Below are 15813 nucleotides of genomic sequence, written 5' to 3'. Positions count from 1 at the left end.
GGACCCGAACGCTCGCTGCCCCGCGCCCAGAGGCTGTCGGGTGCCGCCTGACCGGGCGGCCACGCCCTGGCACGCACGATTTCCGATCGGAGGCCACCCGACAGCCTCTCAGCGCTCCAGCTCGGCCAGCCGTTCGGCGGTCGACTCGCCCGCCGCGCCGCCGCCGTCCGGCAGTTCGCGCCATTTCTGGCGGGCCGCCCGGTACGCCTCGCGTGCGGCCCGGGGACGTCCCGCCCTCTCGTATGTCATACCCCGCCAATGGTTGGCTGTAGCGCCCAACTCGACTGCCTCTCGGACCTGTTGTGGACTCTCCAACTCCGCTTCCGCCGTACCGGCCTCATCGGCCGCGTCCCGGAACGCCTCGGCCGCGTCGTCGAGCCGGGCCGGACGTTGCAGCACCCGGGAGGCGTCGAGGTGGGACTGGCCCAGTTCCAGCCAGCAGCGCGCCGCGGTCAGCGGGTGGGCCGCCTCCTGGGCCGCAAGCCCGAAGAGATGCTCGGCCTCCCGCAGATCGACCCGGTCCTCGGTGGCCCGGTGCCGCAGCATCAGCGCCCGCCCCAGCATCAGCAGCCGCTCGGCCTGGCGCGCGCCGCCCGCCGCCGTCTCCGTACGGCAGTCGCGCAGCACCCGTACCGCAGCGCCGATATGCGCGCGTCCGTCGGGCAGTTGAGCGCGGCGCAGCAGGGTGCCACCCCATTCGGCGAGCAGATCGGCGTGGGCCTTCGAGTCGCGCGGGACGCCGCGCGCGGCGCGGGCGAACCAGTCGGCCGCTTGGACGAGTTCATCCGGATTCCCGGTGTGTTCGTAACGGGCGACACGGACTCGGGCGGCCCGGGTCCGGAGCAGGGCGCGCAGCCGCTGTTCCCGCACGGTCTCCAGGGCCTGCTCGATCAGCACGCCCGCCTCGTCCGGCTCCTCACCGGAGGCGAGCAGGGCGTCCACCAGATCCAGCAGGACGCGCACCTCGGTTCCCGTGGTGTGCCTGCCGTCGCCCTGCTCGAACGCCGCGCGTAAGGAGCGCGCCGCCTGTCCGGCGTACATCCGGGACTGCTCGGTGTCGGCGGTGGCCCCCGCCAGTCTCAGCAGGGTCCGGCCGTGTGCCAGCGGCAGGGCGGCGGGCCGGTTCTCCTGGTCGGGCCAGACATCGGCGAATGCCTCCAGCATGCCGTACGCGGCCTGCAGCAGGGCGGTGTCGCCGTCGAGCCGCCACTGCGCCTCCAGGGCCCGGACCCGCTCCAGCGTGAGCCGGAGGGCCTCAGCGGGTTCCAGACCGGGGTCCGAGCAGGCGGCCGTGTACTCGCGGTCGGCGCGCCGCAGCAGTTCCAGTGCGCCGCGCCGGTCGCCGCGCCGCCGCCGGTCGTCGGCCGCGGCGTGCAGCACCTTGGCCAGTACTGCCCGTTCGCGTGCCGCGCCGGGGTGCGCAGCGGCCCGTTCGGCGGCGTACTCGGCCTCGCGGAGCAGCTCGGCGTCGCCCTGGACCTCCCACAGCCGCAGGACACAGCGCGAGTACTCCGCCCACAGCTCGGGGTCGGCGCCCGGCCGCTCCTCGCGCTCGGTGGCACCCCGAAGCAGCTGCACGGCGTCGATCAGGTACTGCACCATGCTGTCCGATTCGAAGTGCCGCAGGAGGACGCGGGCGCTCTCCACCGCCGCGTTCGGCGTCTGAACGGGGCTCCGGTAGCCGTCCTGGTCGGTCTGGATGACGAACTGCTCGGGCAGGGGCATGAAACGCTCCAGCACACGGACCGCGACCTCGGCGAAGGGATGGGGGACGCGCGACCCGCCGCTTGCGCCGCTCTCCCCGTTCTCGTCACCCTCTTCGATCTCCCCGTCGAGCGTGCCCTTCTCCGCGGTGTCCGCGGTGTGGGTGGACCGCGCCGATCCGTATCTGCCCTCGCCGAGCTGGGCGAAGGCGAGGGCCGGGAAGTTCGGCCCACCCTTCCCGAACCGTTGTTCGATGTACTGCGAGCAGTGCTTGAGTACGAGCAGCGCCTCGTCCCGGCCCAGCGGACCGAGCAGCGCTTCCCGGACGCCGGGCGCGAACTCGTACCACTGGCCGCCGTCCGCACCGCCGCCCTCGGGCCTGCTCCGTGCCAGCAGACCGCTCAACAGCACCTCGGCGAGTTCCGACGGCCCGGAGTGGGGCAGCATCGTGCGCTGCACCAGCTGCATCACGGGCAGATACAGCGGGGCCGCCGCGAGGTAGACGGCCAGCTGTCCGGCGACCGGGGAGGCGGCGGACCGGAAGCGGCTGACCAGTTGGAGTGAGGACAGCCCATCGCCGGGACGCTGTGCGGCCGCCGCGGGCTGATCGGCCCGCACCCAGCCGACGGCTCCGGAGATCTGTCCCGCTCCGGTGCCGGAGAGCAGCCTTGCCCAGGCCGCCAACGCGCCTTCCACCGGCGGGAGTACGGGAATCGCGAGGGCTCCCGGGTGCACGGCGGGCCCTGTTCCGGCGTGCTCCGTGACCTTCAGCACGGCGGCTCCGCCGGGCCCGTCGCCCCGGGACAGCGAACCGTAGGTGACCGGCAGCCTGGTGCGGTTCCACATGCGCTGCGGCAGGGGCTGGAGCACGGCGGCCGGGGCCTGTCCGGCCAGCTGGTGCAGCAGTCGGTGGGCCCGGCCGCTGTGCCAGAGCGGTCCGGCGCAGTCGCTGACGAGGACGGTGACCCGGCGGCCGGTCGGATCGCTCAGCCGGTCCGCGGAGTTCAGCGGTGCGGCGGCCGGATCGGGGCTGCGACTCACCGCGGCCGCACCGTCGGGTCCCTGGTGCAGATAGCGCACCTGGACATCCCGGAACGCACCCAACTGACCGAAAATCTGCTGAAGTTCGCCGAACATCCGGTCCCACACCAGCATCGAGGACGAGGCGTCCATGACGCACTGCAGCAACGCCTCGCCCCGGGACGCGCCGCGGAACACCGGAATGATCAACCCGCCGGCCCGGGCGCTGAGCTCCGCGGTCGCCGTCTCGTCGAGGGTGCGGCGCAGCGGGGGCGCGGCCGGGTGGTAGCGCTGCAACGGGCGTAGAGCTCGCTGGAGTTCGAGCGGCGCGGGGAGGGCGGGGGCGGCGGGTACGCCGAGGGTGAGCGCTCTCGCCCGGCCGCCGCTGACGGAGCTCTGTCCGCGCCCGCCCGGGCGGGGGTCGCCGGGCGGCGCGGAGCGGGGCGCGGGATGGAGGGCGATCCGCCGGTCGGCGTCGCCGGGGTGCCGCTGCTCCACAGGCTCGTCGTCGTCCGGTGCGGGATCCGGGGCTTCCTCCCGTCCGTTCACCGGCGGGGCGGGGCGCCCGGCCTCCGGGTCCTGCTGGGCCAGGCCGGCGGGCCGAGGCGGCGTGGGCGCGTCGCTCTCGTCGTCCGGCGCGTCAGGGTGGCGGGTCCAGCGGGCCAGCCAGAGGGCGTCGCAGAGTTGCTCGGCGTCGGGGTCGAGCCCGGCCTCACGCAACCGTGCGACGAATGCGGACAGCAGGCCTCCGTCGTCGGGGCTGCGTCCCTCACCCGGTCCGTGCCGTGCCTTGCCGTCGGCCATCAGCGCATCACCTCGGCCGGTCGAGTCGCTGGATGAGCAGGTCTGCGAGGCGGTCGCGGCCGGCCGGAGCGGCGGCATCGGTGAGATAGATCGCGTTCAACAGCTGGTCGGTGGCGAGGAGTTCACTGCGCGAGCGCTCCAGGAAGTGGGCGATGAGATCGTCACCGGAGCGTGCCGCCTCGTCGCCGAGGTGGGCGCGTACGAAGGTCGCGAGCCGCTGGTGGTCGGGGCGTCCGAGCTCCAGGTGGATGCAGCGGCGCATCAGGGGCGCCGGAAAGTCCCGCTCGCCGTTGCTGGTGAGCACCACGAACGGGAAGGAGCGGCACTGCACCCTGCCGCCCTTCACCTTCACCTTGTTGCCGTCGTCGTCGAGGACCTCCGCCTCGCCGTCAGGCAGCCGGTCGGCGATCCGCTCCAGCTCACGGATGGCGAACTCGCCCTCCTCCAGCACGTTGAGCAGGTCGTTCGGCAGATCGATGTCGCTCTTGTCGAGCTCGTCGATGAGCAGTACGCGCGGCCGGTCCGAGGGCAGCAACGCGGTGCCGAGCGGCCCGAGCCGGATGTAGCTGCCGACGCTCTGCGCCGATTCGGCGCCGGCCGCCCCGGCCGCCGTACTGTGCGCGGCGATCTGTACGTCCTGGAGCCGGGCGATCGCGTCGTAGTGGTAGAGGCCGTCCTGGAGCGTCGAGCGGCTGACGATGGGCCAGCGCAGGACCCTGCCGAGCCCGAGCTCATGGGCGACGGAGTGGGCCAGCGTGCTCTTTCCGGCGCCGGGGCTGCCGGTGACCAGCAGCGGACGCCGCAGATAGAGCGCGGCATTGATCATTTCGAGCTCTTCGGCGCCCGGCCGGTGGAGTTCGGCGATGTGCCGGTAGCCGCCGAGGCGGCGGTCGGCGGATCGGTCCCCGTCCTGCTCGTCGGGGGCCGGGGCGCCGCGGCCGCCGAAGTCCCGCCAGGGCGGTGGGGGCGGGAGCTGCTCGATGCCTTCGTGCGGTTCGCCGGCCCCTCGGTAGATGAGCCACTCGCTGGGTTCGCTCATAGCGTGTTCCTCGTCGTCACTCGTCCGCCAGGGGCAGCAGTCGAACATCCATCACGGTAGCGATCCGGCGTGCACCCCGTAAGGGCCCGGTCGTTCACGGCGCCTCCAGGAACTGCCCGGAGCCGGGCAGTTGATGGTGCGGATCGTCGTAGTACAGGGCGACGCTGTGCGACCAGAACATCTCTGCGCGGCCCGCATGCACCCCCCGCCTCAACTCATGGACCTTTTCCGGGAGTTGAACAGCGGTTCGGGCCTCGGCAACCGAATCGGCGGCGCGCCGGTGGAATTCCGTGCAGACCGCGGCCGGTTCGGCCGCCCGGCGCTGCCACAGGGCCACCCCGAACCCCCCGTCGAACACCCGCCCGAGACCGGCCGCGGCCTCCGGGTGGGCCCGGTCGCCGTAACGGCAGAGCACCGGGACGGTCTCGTACGCCAGTCCCCGCAGCTCCTCCACCCCGGGTACGGGCACCCGCATTCCGTCCTCGCAGTCGACGACGGCGGCCCGCATCACGGCGGTCATGGTCCGGTTCCAGCGCGCCGCACGCTCGTCGATCCCGTCATCGGCCAGGAGCGGACGGTCCAGGCGGCGGATGACCACGGGGCGCAGCACTCCGAGCGGCCGCCCGTCGGGCGGCACCCGCCATCCGTCGACCTCCAGGTCCATGAGGTCCTGGGGTACGGCGACCTGGAGCACGGCGGGTTCGTCGGGTTCGTCGCACCTCCGGAACGCCTCCGCCAGCGGGCCCGCGAGCCGGGCCGGGAGGGCGTCCTGTGCGGTACCCCGGCTGTTCTCGGCGACGGGCAGGACGTCCCCGTCGTGCTGGGCGACGCCGATCCGCCAGTCGTAGTGGTCCCGTTCCCAACCGCGCGGCTCCAGCGCCAGCAGTACGAACGGGGCACTGCGCGTCCCGTTCGGTTCGAGCGTCGGCGACGGGGTTCGCAGATGCTCGAGGACCGGGGCGTGCCGGCCGTTGTGCCGGAGCCCGGCAAGCTCATGACGGAACTTGCGGGAGAGCCGGTCCTCGGCCATCCGCTTCACCCATTCCCACAGGGCTGCCTCGGCGAGTTGGGTGGACGGCAGCACGTAGGGACGTTCGGCGGAGATGGCGCTCATGCAGTAGCGCAGGATCAGTTCCAGTGCGTTGTCGCCACCGGGGGCGTCGTACAGCGTCCCCAGTCCGTCGCGCCAGCCGCGCGGGGCCGCGTGGTGCTCGGTCGGGTGGGTGTCCGGCAGCCGGTCCAGGAGGTCGAGGAGGCTGCGGGTGCTGAGCGGGGGCGGGAGTTCGGCGAGCCGGCCCAGCAGGTCGACACGTTGCTGAGGGCTGAGGGCGAGCCCCGCCCCGGCACCCAGTTCGCGCTGGAGATCGGCCCAGGTCCGCTCGGTGCCGACCGGGCTGGTGTGCCGGTCGGCGTGGTAGCGGTCGTGGGCGTGGAACACCGCCTGATAGGGGTCGTCGGACTCGGCGGCGACCGCCCCGGGCGGCACCGGCAGCGTACGCAGCCGCTCGACGCCGATCGAGGTCCCGCCGGTCGTGCCGTCGGAGCGCGACTTGAGTACGCCGACGACCTCGCCGCGGGCCAGGTCCACCACGGGGCCGCCGGACAGGCCCGGATACATCCGGTCGCCGTCGAGCCGCATCTGTTCGTCGTCCTCGGCCCAGTCGCCGAAGGTGCCCATCACCTGGCATCGCCCGCTGAACCGGGTCAGCTGCCCCGACCCGCCGTCGGTCCAGCCCGTGTAGAGGACCGAGCCGCCGCCGAACATGCCCGCCGGGCGCTCGGTGACGTACACACAGGGGTGCTCGACGGGCCGCAGCAGCCGGATGAGCGCGAGGTCGGGGGCCGGCCAGCCGCCCGAAGGCGCCGCGAACCGCGCACCTCCCAGCCCGGCGGTGGCACGACGGCTCTCGGGCAGGGCGGCGACCACGGCGCCCTCGACCGCGGTCTCGGCGCTGCCCCGGTCCGGCTTGAAGACCACGTTCACGTGACGCCCCTCCCCCTCCATCGCCACGTGCGCGCACGTGAGGACCCAGCTCGGGGCTATGAAGAAGCCGCTCCCCAGGAAGCCGATGTCGGATCCGTCAGGGGCATACCCGGGCTCAGGGCGATGGATGCGTACGGTCGCCGCCATCACGAGGCCCGCCAGCGCGCGGTACGTACTCTCCGAGCCACCCCCTGCGCCCCTGCCCGGCGGCTGGGTCATGACGGGCTTCCGGCGTCCGGCCCGGCACCGTCCGGATGCGCCGGTGCGCCGGTGGATGCCCCGGCACCCGGATTTCCCGCGGATGCGCCCCGGGCCGCCGCCGGTGGTGCCGTGGGCGCCGGCGGATGTCCGGGCGGCGAGGAGGGCGGGGGCGGCATGGGCGGTACGGGGTGCGGTGGCGGCTGCCCCACCCCACGCGCCCCTGTCTGCGCCGGGATCGTCGGATCGGCGGGCGGACCGCCACCGCTCCACGTCAGCGTGACCTTGATGCCGCCCTTGGCCTCGCCGTCCGCGAGGAGGCCGACGACCTTGCCCGCCTTCGCGGTCAGCTCGATGCCGAATTCGACGCTGACCTCGTCGGGCCGCACCGCCCGCAACGGCTCGGCGAGCGAACGCGCGACGCTGGTCACGACGGCCTGGAGGCTCTCGACCCGGGCCTGCACCTGCTCGGCGAAGTCCCCGTAGCCGATGTCCGTGAATGCCGGCCCCCGGGCGGGCTTCGCCAGCTCCTCCGCCCCGGAGATCCGCGCCCAGACCGGTGTGCCGTCCGGCATCTCGATGCGCGTGATACGAGCCCCGCTGTCACCCATGAAACCCCCCGTTCCCCCAACTACCCGCAGGCTAACGGCAGTACGCTGCCGATGCGAGATGCGCGGACCATGACGCCGGCGTGCCGCGGGCCGGTTCTCGGCGGGCTCGCGCGGCTGCCGGGGACGTACTCCCGACCTTCGCAGGGCTGTCACCAGGCATTACGGCCTGGTGCACGATAAAGAGTGCGGATCAGGCCGTTAGGCTTGCCGCATGTATTTCACTGACCGAGGTATCGAGGAACTGGAGAAGCGGCGAGGCGAGGAAGAGGTCACTTTCGAGTGGCTCGCCGAGCAGCTGCGTACGTTCGTCGATCTCAATCCCGATTTCGAGGTGCCGGTCGAGCGCCTCGCCACCTGGCTGGCCCGCCTCGACGACGAGGACGAGTAGGAGGACGAGTAGCTGGACCGGCCCGATGCCATCGGGCCCTCGGCCCTGAACGGTCGTGCACGAGGCCGAGCGCCCCGTTCGTCATCAACAGCCCCCTCGCCAAGACCCAGCCGCCGCTGCGGCGGTTCGTCCCCCGGAGAGCGAGCGGCAGCGCAGCCGCCACTTGCCGTATGGTCTCGGTTTCGGCACGGCGCAGCAGCGCAGCGCCCCCCACAGCGGATGTCGCATTCACAGCCCACACGGCCGGGCAATTGGTTCACACGGCCGGGCAATTTGCCCATATTTGGCATCCTTTGATCAAACAATGGGCGTCGCGACGCACTCCTCCACCTCCCCCTGCGCCCGCACCTCCCCTTGACTTCATCGATCCGCGATATATCGTCTTCGACAAGAGACGCGATATGTTGCGTCATTCCGCGTTCCCCGGGAGGCCAGATCCATGCCTGTGTCGACATGGGCCATCGCCGAGCCCCAGAAGCTGACCTTCGACGACCCCGTGACGTCGCTCAATGTGCGCATCGTCGGGGGGACCGTCAATGTCGTCGGCACCGAGGAGCCGACCGCCCGGCTGGAGATCTCCGCGATCGAGGGCCCGCCGCTGATCGTGACCCGGGAGGGCGGTGCCCTCACGGTCGCGTACGAGGGCCTGCCGTGGAACGACTTCCTCAAGTGGTTCGACCCCAAGGGCTGGCGCCGCAGCGCGGTCGTCTCGCTCGCCGTGCCGGCCGGGTCGGCGGTGGAAGTGGGTGTGGTCGGCGCCGGAGCCGTCGTATCCGGGATCCGCGGGCGTACGGACGTACGGGGCGTCAGCGGCGACACCACGCTCGTCGGGCTCGCAGGCCCGGTCCGGGCCGAGACCGTTTCCGGCAGCGTGGAGGCCCAGTCGGTCGCCGGTGAGCTGCGCTTCCAGACGGTCTCGGGCGATCTGACGGTCGTCGAGGGCGCCGGGGCCTCGGTACGTGCGGACTCGGTCAGCGGCAACATGATGCTGGACCTGGACCTGACCGGGAAGCCCACGGACATCCGGCTGGCCACGGTGTCCGGCGAGGTCGCCATCCGGCTGCCGCACCCGGCGGACGCGACGGTCGAGGCGAACACCGCGAGCGGCGCCGTCTCCAACGGCTTCGAGGATCTGCGGGTCAGCGGCCAGTGGGGGGCGAAGAAGATCACCGGCACGCTCGGCGCCGGGACCGGGAAGCTGAGGGCGACGACCGTCTCGGGATCGATCGCCCTGCTGCGCCGCCCGCCGGCCGAAGACGATCCGTACGATGCCGAGCCGACCGGAAAGGTGCTCTGACATGCCCCCTGTATTCGCCCACGGCCGCCTCCGCCTCTATCTGCTGAAACTGCTCGACGAGGCCCCTCGCCATGGCTACGAGGTGATCCGGCTCCTGGAGGAACGCTTCCAGGGGCTGTACGCGCCCTCGGCGGGCACGGTCTATCCGCGCCTCGCCAAGCTGGAGGCCGAAGGTCTCGTCACCCATGCCACCGAGGGGGGCCGCAAGGTCTACTCGATCACCGACGCGGGCCGCGCCGAGCTGGCCGGCCGCACAGGAGAACTGGCCGATCTGGAACAGGAGATCAGGGACTCCGTCTCCGAACTGGCCGCCGAGATCCGGGACGACGTACGCGGCGCCGCCGGCAAGCTGCGCAGCGAGATGCGGGCCGCGGCGCACGAGACCAGGCACACCTCCGCCGGCCCCACCGGGGGCAAGAGCGACTGGAGGTCCGCCCTCGGCGACCTCGGCGACCTCGCCGGCAAGGAGGCGTGGCGTGCCGCGGAGGAGGAGCTGCGCAAGGCCAAGCAGGAGTGGAAGGAGCAGGCCCGCCGGGCGAAGGACGAGTCCCGCCGCGCCCGCGAGGATGCCCAGCAGGCCCGTCGCCAGGCCAAGGAGGCCCAGGACAGGGCGCGCGAGCAGATGCAGAACGCCGCCCGCCAGGTCCAGGAGCACTTCGCGCGGGGCGACTGGCCCTCGGGCGTACGGGAGGGTCTGGCCGAGATCACCGGCCAGCTGGGCAGCTTCGCGAGGACGGGCAGCTGGCCCCCGTACGTCAAGCCCGAGCCCGCCGACGCCGCCCCGGAATGGGGCAAGGACACCGCGGGAACCGGCGACCCGGCCCGCGATCTGGACCGCCTGCTCGACCGCTTCCGCGACGACATCCGCGACGCGGCCCGGGACCGGGGCGTCACGGAGGCCCAGCTGACGGAGGCCCGCCGCCATCTGTCGACGGCGGCGGCCCAAATCGGGGCGTTGCTGCGGAAGGACACCGACGCCGAGCGCACCGACGGGTGAAAGTGAGCGTCCGGAGTCAACAGCCGAACTGACGCACCGCGGAGAGCGCGTCAGGAAGCGGTGAGTACGATCTTTCCGAACTGGCCGCCCGAGGCCAGCCGCTCGAACCCCTCGCGGGCCCGGTCCAGCGGCAGCACCTCGTCGATGACGGGCCGCACTCCGGTTGTCGCGCAGAACGCCAGCAGGTCCTCCAGCTCGTCCTTGGACCCCATCGTCGAACCGACGACCTTCAGCTCCAGGAAGAAGATCCGGGTCAGCTCGGCGTGCGAGGGTCGGTCGCCGCTGGTCGCACCGGAGATGACGAGCGTGCCGCCGGGCCGCAGCGACTTCACCGAGTGGGACCAGGTTGCGGCGCCGACGGTCTCGATGACGGCGTCGACACGCTGCGGCAGCCGCGCGCCCGGCTCGTACGCCTCGATCGCACCGAGTTCGACGGCCCTTTTGCGCTTGGCCTCGTCCCGGCTGGTGGCGTAGATCCGCAGCCCGGCCGCCCGGCCGAGCACGATCGCGGCGGTGGCGACGCCGCCGCCCGCGCCCTGGACGAGAACGGAATCGCCGGGACGCACCCCGGCGTTGGTGAAGAGCATCCGGTACGCGGTGAGCCAGGCGGTGGGCAGACAGGCGGCCTGCTCGAAGGTGAGCTCCTTCGGCTTGGGCAGCACGTTCCAGCTGGGGACGGTGACCTGCTCGGCGAAGGTGCCCTGGTAGCGCTCGGTGAGGATGGAGCGGGGTTCCTCCGGGCCGACGCCGTGCCCGGTCTGGCCGATGACGGAGTGCAGGACGACCTCGTTGCCGTCCTCGTCGATCCCTGCGGCATCGCAGCCGAGAATCATCGGCAGCTTGTCCTCGGTGAGACCGACGCCGCGCAGGGACCAGAGATCGTGATGGTTGAGCGAGGCGGCCCGGACAGTGATGGTGCTCCAGCCGGGACGTGCCTCGGGGGCCGGGCGTTCGCCCAGCTCAAGGCCGTTGAGGGGGTGGTCGCGGTCGATGCGGGATGCGTAGGCGGCGAACATGGCCTCGACGATAGGCCGGGGCGCGGGCCGGTGTAACCGGCTACGGGTGTGACGCGCACCGCGTGGCGGGAGCAGCCCCACCGGCGATTGAGGAGCCAGGGGCGGAGCCCCGGTTACGGCAAGGGGCGGGGTGGGGAACAAGCCCGCCGCAGGCGCACCCCACACCCGGGAACCCGCGCCCCGCCCCGCCCCGGACCTCAGCGCCGAGCCACGCCCTCCGCCCGCGCCGCCGCGGCCACAGCGGCCGTCACCGCCGGAGCCACCCGCTCGTCGAACGGCGACGGAATCACGTAGTCCGCCGCGAGCTCATCGCCCACGACATCCGCCAGCGCATTCGCCGCGGCGATCTTCATGCCCTCGGTGATCCGGGAGGCCCGGACCTGAAGGGCGCCCGCGAAGATGCCGGGGAAGGCCAGCACGTTGTTGATCTGGTTCGGGTAGTCGGAACGCCCGGTGGCCACGACGGCCGCGTACTTGTGCGCGATGTCGGGGTGGACCTCGGGGTTCGGATTGGCCATGGCGAAGACGAACGCACCGGGCGCCATCGAGGCGACGGCAGCCTCGGGCACCGTACCGCCGGAGACCCCGATGAAGACGTCCGCGTCGGCCAGCGCGCTCTCCAGCGGACCGGAGATCCCGGCCCGGTTCGTGATCTCGGCGAGCTCGCGCTTGACGTCCGTCAGGTCCTCGCGGTCCCGGCTGACGATGCCCTTGCGGTCGGCCACGGCGACATCGCCGAGCCCCGCCTCCAGCAGGAACTTGGCGATCGCCACCCCGGCGGCACCGGCGCCGGAGATGACACCGCGCAGCTCGCCGAGGCTCCGGCCGGACAGCTTCGCGGCGTTGCGCAGGGCCGCGAGCGTCACGACGGCGGTGCCGTGCTGGTCGTCGTGGAAGACCGGAATGTCGAGCCGCTCCTGCAGCTTGCGCTCGATCTCGAAGCAGCGCGGTGCCGAGATGTCCTCCAGGTTCACGCCGCCGAAGGACGGCGCGAGCCGGACGACCGTCTCGACGATCTCGTCCGCGTCGGTGGTCGCGAGCGCGATCGGGACCGCATCGACTCCGCCGAACTGCTTGAACAGGATCGCCTTGCCCTCCATCACGGGGAGGGACGCCTCGGGACCGATGTCACCGAGGCCAAGCACCGCGGTGCCGTCCGTCACGACCGCGACGACCTGTGACTTCCAGGTGTAGTCGTGGACCAGCTCGGGATTCTCGGCGATGGCGCTGCACACCTTGGCGACGCCGGGCGTGTACGCGAGGGAAAGGTCGTCCTTGTCACGGAGGGGCACGGTGGCCCGCACGGCCATCTTGCCGCCGCGGTGGAGCGCGAAGGCCGGATCGAACGGCTCTTCTGTTGTGCTGTCAGTTGTGCTGTCGCTGCGAGGATTGACGATCTCCGCTGCCATGGTGTTGACCCCTTAATTCTTCATCGTTTGAGGGTGGCCACTCCTGGTTGAGGAGGGGTGGGCGGGCACCGCGTACGTTCCCTGCGCGGGGCGGTTGGCCCGCCCTGGCAGGGGGAGATACATACGCGCGGGCGCGCCGCACACGCGCCCTGAGCCCCGGATGAGGGGTGTAAAGGTCTTTCTTACCGGACGGACCGCGTTACGGACGAGTCCATACCGACGCGGTGACGCGACTCATAGTCGTATATCTGGACAAGTCCGCCAAGCACCGAAATGACGCCCACCGGTTGAGACGCGCCACAGATCCTCCGGCACGGAAATGAAACCCCTTCAGATGGTCCGGCCCCGAGATGCCGCGGCCCCTGAGGTTCCCTTGAGGTTCGGGGATCGCCCGTTACCCGATTTTGACATGACTGGCACCCTGTTTGAGCAAGTCCGAATGGCAAGATGCCGTAATCACGCAGGGCGGCGACATCCGATGTCGTATGTCCTCACCCGCCTGGCACACCACGCTCATCTGCCGGAGGAAACCCGATCATGACCGCAAGCACCACCCGTCGTACGGCCGCGAAGTCCCGGATTGCAGCGGTCGGCGCCATCGCGGTCGCCGGCACCATGGTGCTGACCGCCTGTGGCGACCAGACCAAGAGCGGATCCAACAGCTCCGACTCGACGAAGACCGGAACCGAGAGCTCCGCGGCCGCCGCACTGCTGCCGCAGGAGATCAAGGACAAGGGCGTCATCAAGGTCGGTTCGGACATCGCTTACCCGCCGGTCGAGTTCAAGGACAAGTCCGGCCAGACGGTCGGCATCGACCCCGACCTCGGCGCCGCGCTCGGCAAGGAACTCGGCGTGACGTTCCAGTTCGAGAACGGCACGTTCGACACGCTGATCACGGGCCTGCGCTCCAAGCGCTACGACCTGGCGATGTCGTCGATGACCGACACCAAGGACCGCCAGGAGGGCATCGACTCCGAGACGAAGAAGAAGGTCGGCGAGGGTGTCGACTTCGTCGACTACTTCACCGCCGGTGTCTCGATCTACACCAGGAAGGGCGACGACCAGGGAATCAAGACCTGGGCGGACCTCTGCGGCAAGAAGATCGTCGTCCAGCGCGGCACCGTCTCGCACGACCTCGCCAAGTCCGAGTCGAAGAAGTGTACGGGCGGCAAGAAGATCGCCATGGAGACGTTCGACAACGACCTGTTGGCCCAGACCCGGCTGCGAAGCGGTGGCGCCGACGCCGGCTCCTCCGACTTCCCGGTGGCCGCGTACACAGTGAAGACCTCGGGCGGCGGCAAGGACTTCCAGATCGTCGGCGAGCAGGTCGAGGCCGCCCCGTACGGCATCGCCGTCGCCAAGGGCAACGACCAGCTGGTCAAGGCCGTTCAGGCGGCCCTGGACGCGATCATCAAGAGCGGCGAGTACGGGAAGATCCTCGCCAAGTGGGGCGTGGAGGCCGGCGCGGTCACCGAGGCCAAGGTGAACGGCGGATCCTGAGAAGGACCGACGCTGAAAGGCGTTTCCTGTGACTGACATCGAGAAGACGAACCCGGCCGACCAGCCGGCCATACCCCCCATCACCCCGTCGGCCGGACCGCAGGCGATCAAAGCCATTCCGGTACGGCACTACGGCCGGTATGTCTCGGCCGTCATCGCCATCGCCGCACTCGCCGCGATCGTCTACGCGTTCAGCCAGGGCAGGATCAACTGGGGTGCGGTCCCTGAGTACTTCTTCGACGACCGCATCATCAAGGGCGTCGGCCAGACCCTGATGCTGACCGCTCTGTCGATGGTGATCGGCGTCCTCGGCGGCGTCCTGCTGGCCGTCATGCGGCTGTCGAAGAACCCGGTGACCTCGTCGATCGCCTGGTTCTACATCTGGTTCTTCCGCGGCACCCCGGTCCTGGTCCAGCTGTTCGTCTGGTTCAATCTGGGTCTGGTCTTCGAGTACATCAACCTCGGACCGATCTACAAGGACTACTGGTCGAGCTTCATGACGCCGCTGCTGACGGCGCTGCTCGGCCTGGGTCTCAACGAGGCCGCCTACATGGCCGAGATCTGCCGTGCGGGTCTGCTCTCGGTCGACGAGGGCCAGACGGAGGCCTCGCACGCGCTGGGCATGAGCCACGGCAAGACCCTGCGGCGCATCGTGATCCCGCAGGCCATGCGGGTGATCGTGCCGCCGACAGGCAACGAAGTCATCAACATGCTCAAGACGACGTCACTGGTGGCGGCCGTGCAGTTCTACGAGCTGTTCAAGTACGCCCAGGACATCGGGCAGTCGTCCGGAGCCCCGGTCGAGATGTACTTCCTGGCCGCGGCCTGGTACTTGATCATGACCTCGGTGCTGAGCGTCGGCCAGTTCTATCTGGAGCGCTACTACGCACGCGGGTCGACCCGCAGCCTGCCGCCCACCCCGCTGCAGAAGATCAGGGCCAACCTGCTGTCCATGAGCCGCCCGAAGGGAGGCATGGCATGACCGCCATGGTGAAGGCCGAGGGCGTCCACAAGTCCTTCGGCGCCGCGCACATCCTCAAGGGCATCGATCTGGAGGTCGCCCCGCGTGAGGTCTTCTGCCTGATCGGCCCGTCCGGTTCCGGCAAGTCGACCTTCCTGCGATGCATCAACCACCTGGAGCAGATCAACGCCGGCCGGCTGTACGTCGACGGTGATCTGGTGGGCTACCGTCAGAAAAGCGACAAGCTCTACGAGCTCAAGGAAAGCGAAGTCGCCCTGAAGCGCAGGGACATCGGCATGGTCTTCCAACGCTTCAACCTCTTCCCGCACATGACGGCGATCGAGAACGTCATGGAGGCCCCGGTCCAGGTCAAGGGCGAGGCGAAGGCCGTAGCCCGGGCCCGGGCGGAGCGGCTGCTGGACCGGGTGGGCCTGGCCGACAAGGCGAAGAACTACCCCTCCCAGCTCTCCGGCGGCCAGCAGCAGCGGGTGGCCATCGCCCGCGCCCTGGCCATGGAGCCGAAACTGATGCTCTTCGACGAGCCGACGTCGGCGCTCGACCCGGAACTGGTGGGCGATGTCCTGGACGTCATGCGCGGTCTCGCGGAGGACGGCATGACGATGATCGTCGTGACCCATGAGATGGGCTTCGCCCGTGAGGTCGGCGATGCGCTGGTCTTCATGGACGACGGTGTGGTGGTCGAGTCGGGCCACCCGCGCGATGTACTGACCAACCCGCGGCACGACCGGACGAAGTCGTTTCTGTCGAAGGTGCTCTGAGGCACAGGAGGAGGGCGGTACGGACCGGTCCGGCCGTGACGACACATCCGGCGGCAACAACACCAACCGCAAGACCAGCGACCTCTGTTACGGCTCCGCTAATGCG

Annotated in this window: 12 protein-coding genes; 6 read left to right on the top strand and 6 right to left on the bottom strand. The window is 70.8% G+C overall.

The features are described 5' to 3' along the window. Window positions 1-108: 108 nt before the first annotated feature. From ABT115_RS24885 to ABT115_RS24870, 4 genes are all read right to left on the bottom strand, one after another. Window positions 109-3528 (bottom strand): SAV_2336 N-terminal domain-related protein, encoded by a 3420-nt coding sequence (locus ABT115_RS24885; RefSeq protein ID WP_351793826.1) that lies wholly within the window; start codon window positions 3526-3528, stop codon window positions 109-111. Window positions 3529-3535: 7 nt separating this feature from the next. Beyond that, complete coding sequence (locus ABT115_RS24880) at window positions 3536-4567, bottom strand: AAA family ATPase (RefSeq protein ID WP_351793823.1); 1032 nt, start codon at window positions 4565-4567, stop codon at window positions 3536-3538. 94 nt (window positions 4568-4661) lie between these two features. Further along, entirely contained in the window at window positions 4662-6770 is a 2109-nt protein-coding gene (locus ABT115_RS24875; protein ID WP_351793820.1) for a VMAP-C domain-containing protein, read from the bottom strand. Further along, a complete protein-coding gene (locus ABT115_RS24870; protein ID WP_351793818.1) occupies window positions 6767-7360 on the bottom strand; it encodes a CU044_2847 family protein in 594 nt (197 codons plus the stop codon). The genes ABT115_RS24875 and ABT115_RS24870 overlap by 4 nt, the downstream gene beginning before the upstream one ends. A gap of 211 nt (window positions 7361-7571) precedes the next feature. On the opposite strand from ABT115_RS24870, the gene ABT115_RS24865 reads away from it, so the two are divergent. The 3 genes from ABT115_RS24865 to ABT115_RS24855 all read left to right on the top strand — a co-directional run bounded on the left by ABT115_RS24865 (window position 7572) and on the right by ABT115_RS24855 (window position 10042). Beyond that, window positions 7572-7748: a DUF6104 family protein gene (locus tag ABT115_RS24865; protein WP_097878907.1), complete on the top strand. Its 177-nt coding sequence runs from the start codon at window positions 7572-7574 to the stop codon at window positions 7746-7748. Window positions 7749-8187: 439 nt separating this feature from the next. Next, window positions 8188-9045 (top strand): DUF4097 family beta strand repeat-containing protein, encoded by an 858-nt coding sequence (locus tag ABT115_RS24860; protein ID WP_351793815.1) that lies wholly within the window; start codon window positions 8188-8190, stop codon window positions 9043-9045. Window position 9046: 1 nt separating this feature from the next. After that, window positions 9047-10042, top strand: a complete 996-nt coding sequence (locus tag ABT115_RS24855; protein ID WP_351793812.1) for a PadR family transcriptional regulator — start codon at window positions 9047-9049, stop codon at window positions 10040-10042. A gap of 50 nt (window positions 10043-10092) precedes the next feature. Here ABT115_RS24855 and ABT115_RS24850 read toward each other — a convergent pair whose 3' ends face one another. Together ABT115_RS24850 and ABT115_RS24845 are read right to left on the bottom strand one after the other, a co-directional pair. Next, window positions 10093-11058: a zinc-binding dehydrogenase gene (locus ABT115_RS24850; RefSeq protein ID WP_351793809.1), complete on the bottom strand. Its 966-nt coding sequence runs from the start codon at window positions 11056-11058 to the stop codon at window positions 10093-10095. 197 nt (window positions 11059-11255) lie between these two features. Then, the gene (locus ABT115_RS24845) at window positions 11256-12467 is read right to left on the bottom strand and encodes an NAD(P)-dependent malic enzyme (RefSeq protein WP_351793806.1); all 1212 of its coding nucleotides are present in this window, start codon (window positions 12465-12467) and stop codon (window positions 11256-11258) included. 537 nt (window positions 12468-13004) lie between these two features. Between ABT115_RS24845 and ABT115_RS24840 the strand changes: the two genes are divergently transcribed. Genes ABT115_RS24840 through ABT115_RS24830 form a run of 3 tightly spaced genes read left to right on the top strand, consistent with a single transcriptional unit; the run spans window position 13005 to window position 15707 of the window. After that, on the top strand, window positions 13005-13967 hold the full coding sequence (locus tag ABT115_RS24840; RefSeq protein WP_351793804.1) for an ABC transporter substrate-binding protein: 963 nt from the start codon (window positions 13005-13007) through the stop codon (window positions 13965-13967). 28 nt (window positions 13968-13995) lie between these two features. Beyond that, entirely contained in the window at window positions 13996-14949 is a 954-nt protein-coding gene (locus ABT115_RS24835; RefSeq protein WP_351793801.1) for an amino acid ABC transporter permease, read from the top strand. Then, window positions 14946-15707: an amino acid ABC transporter ATP-binding protein gene (locus ABT115_RS24830; RefSeq protein WP_351793798.1), complete on the top strand. Its 762-nt coding sequence runs from the start codon at window positions 14946-14948 to the stop codon at window positions 15705-15707. The genes ABT115_RS24835 and ABT115_RS24830 overlap by 4 nt, the downstream gene beginning before the upstream one ends. Window positions 15708-15813 lie beyond the last annotated feature (106 nt).

This window comes from Streptomyces sp. NPDC001832 (genome assembly GCF_040297265.1).
Taxonomy (GTDB): Bacteria; Actinomycetota; Actinomycetes; order Streptomycetales; family Streptomycetaceae; genus Streptomyces.
This window is presented reverse-complemented; position numbering and strand designations above follow the sequence as displayed.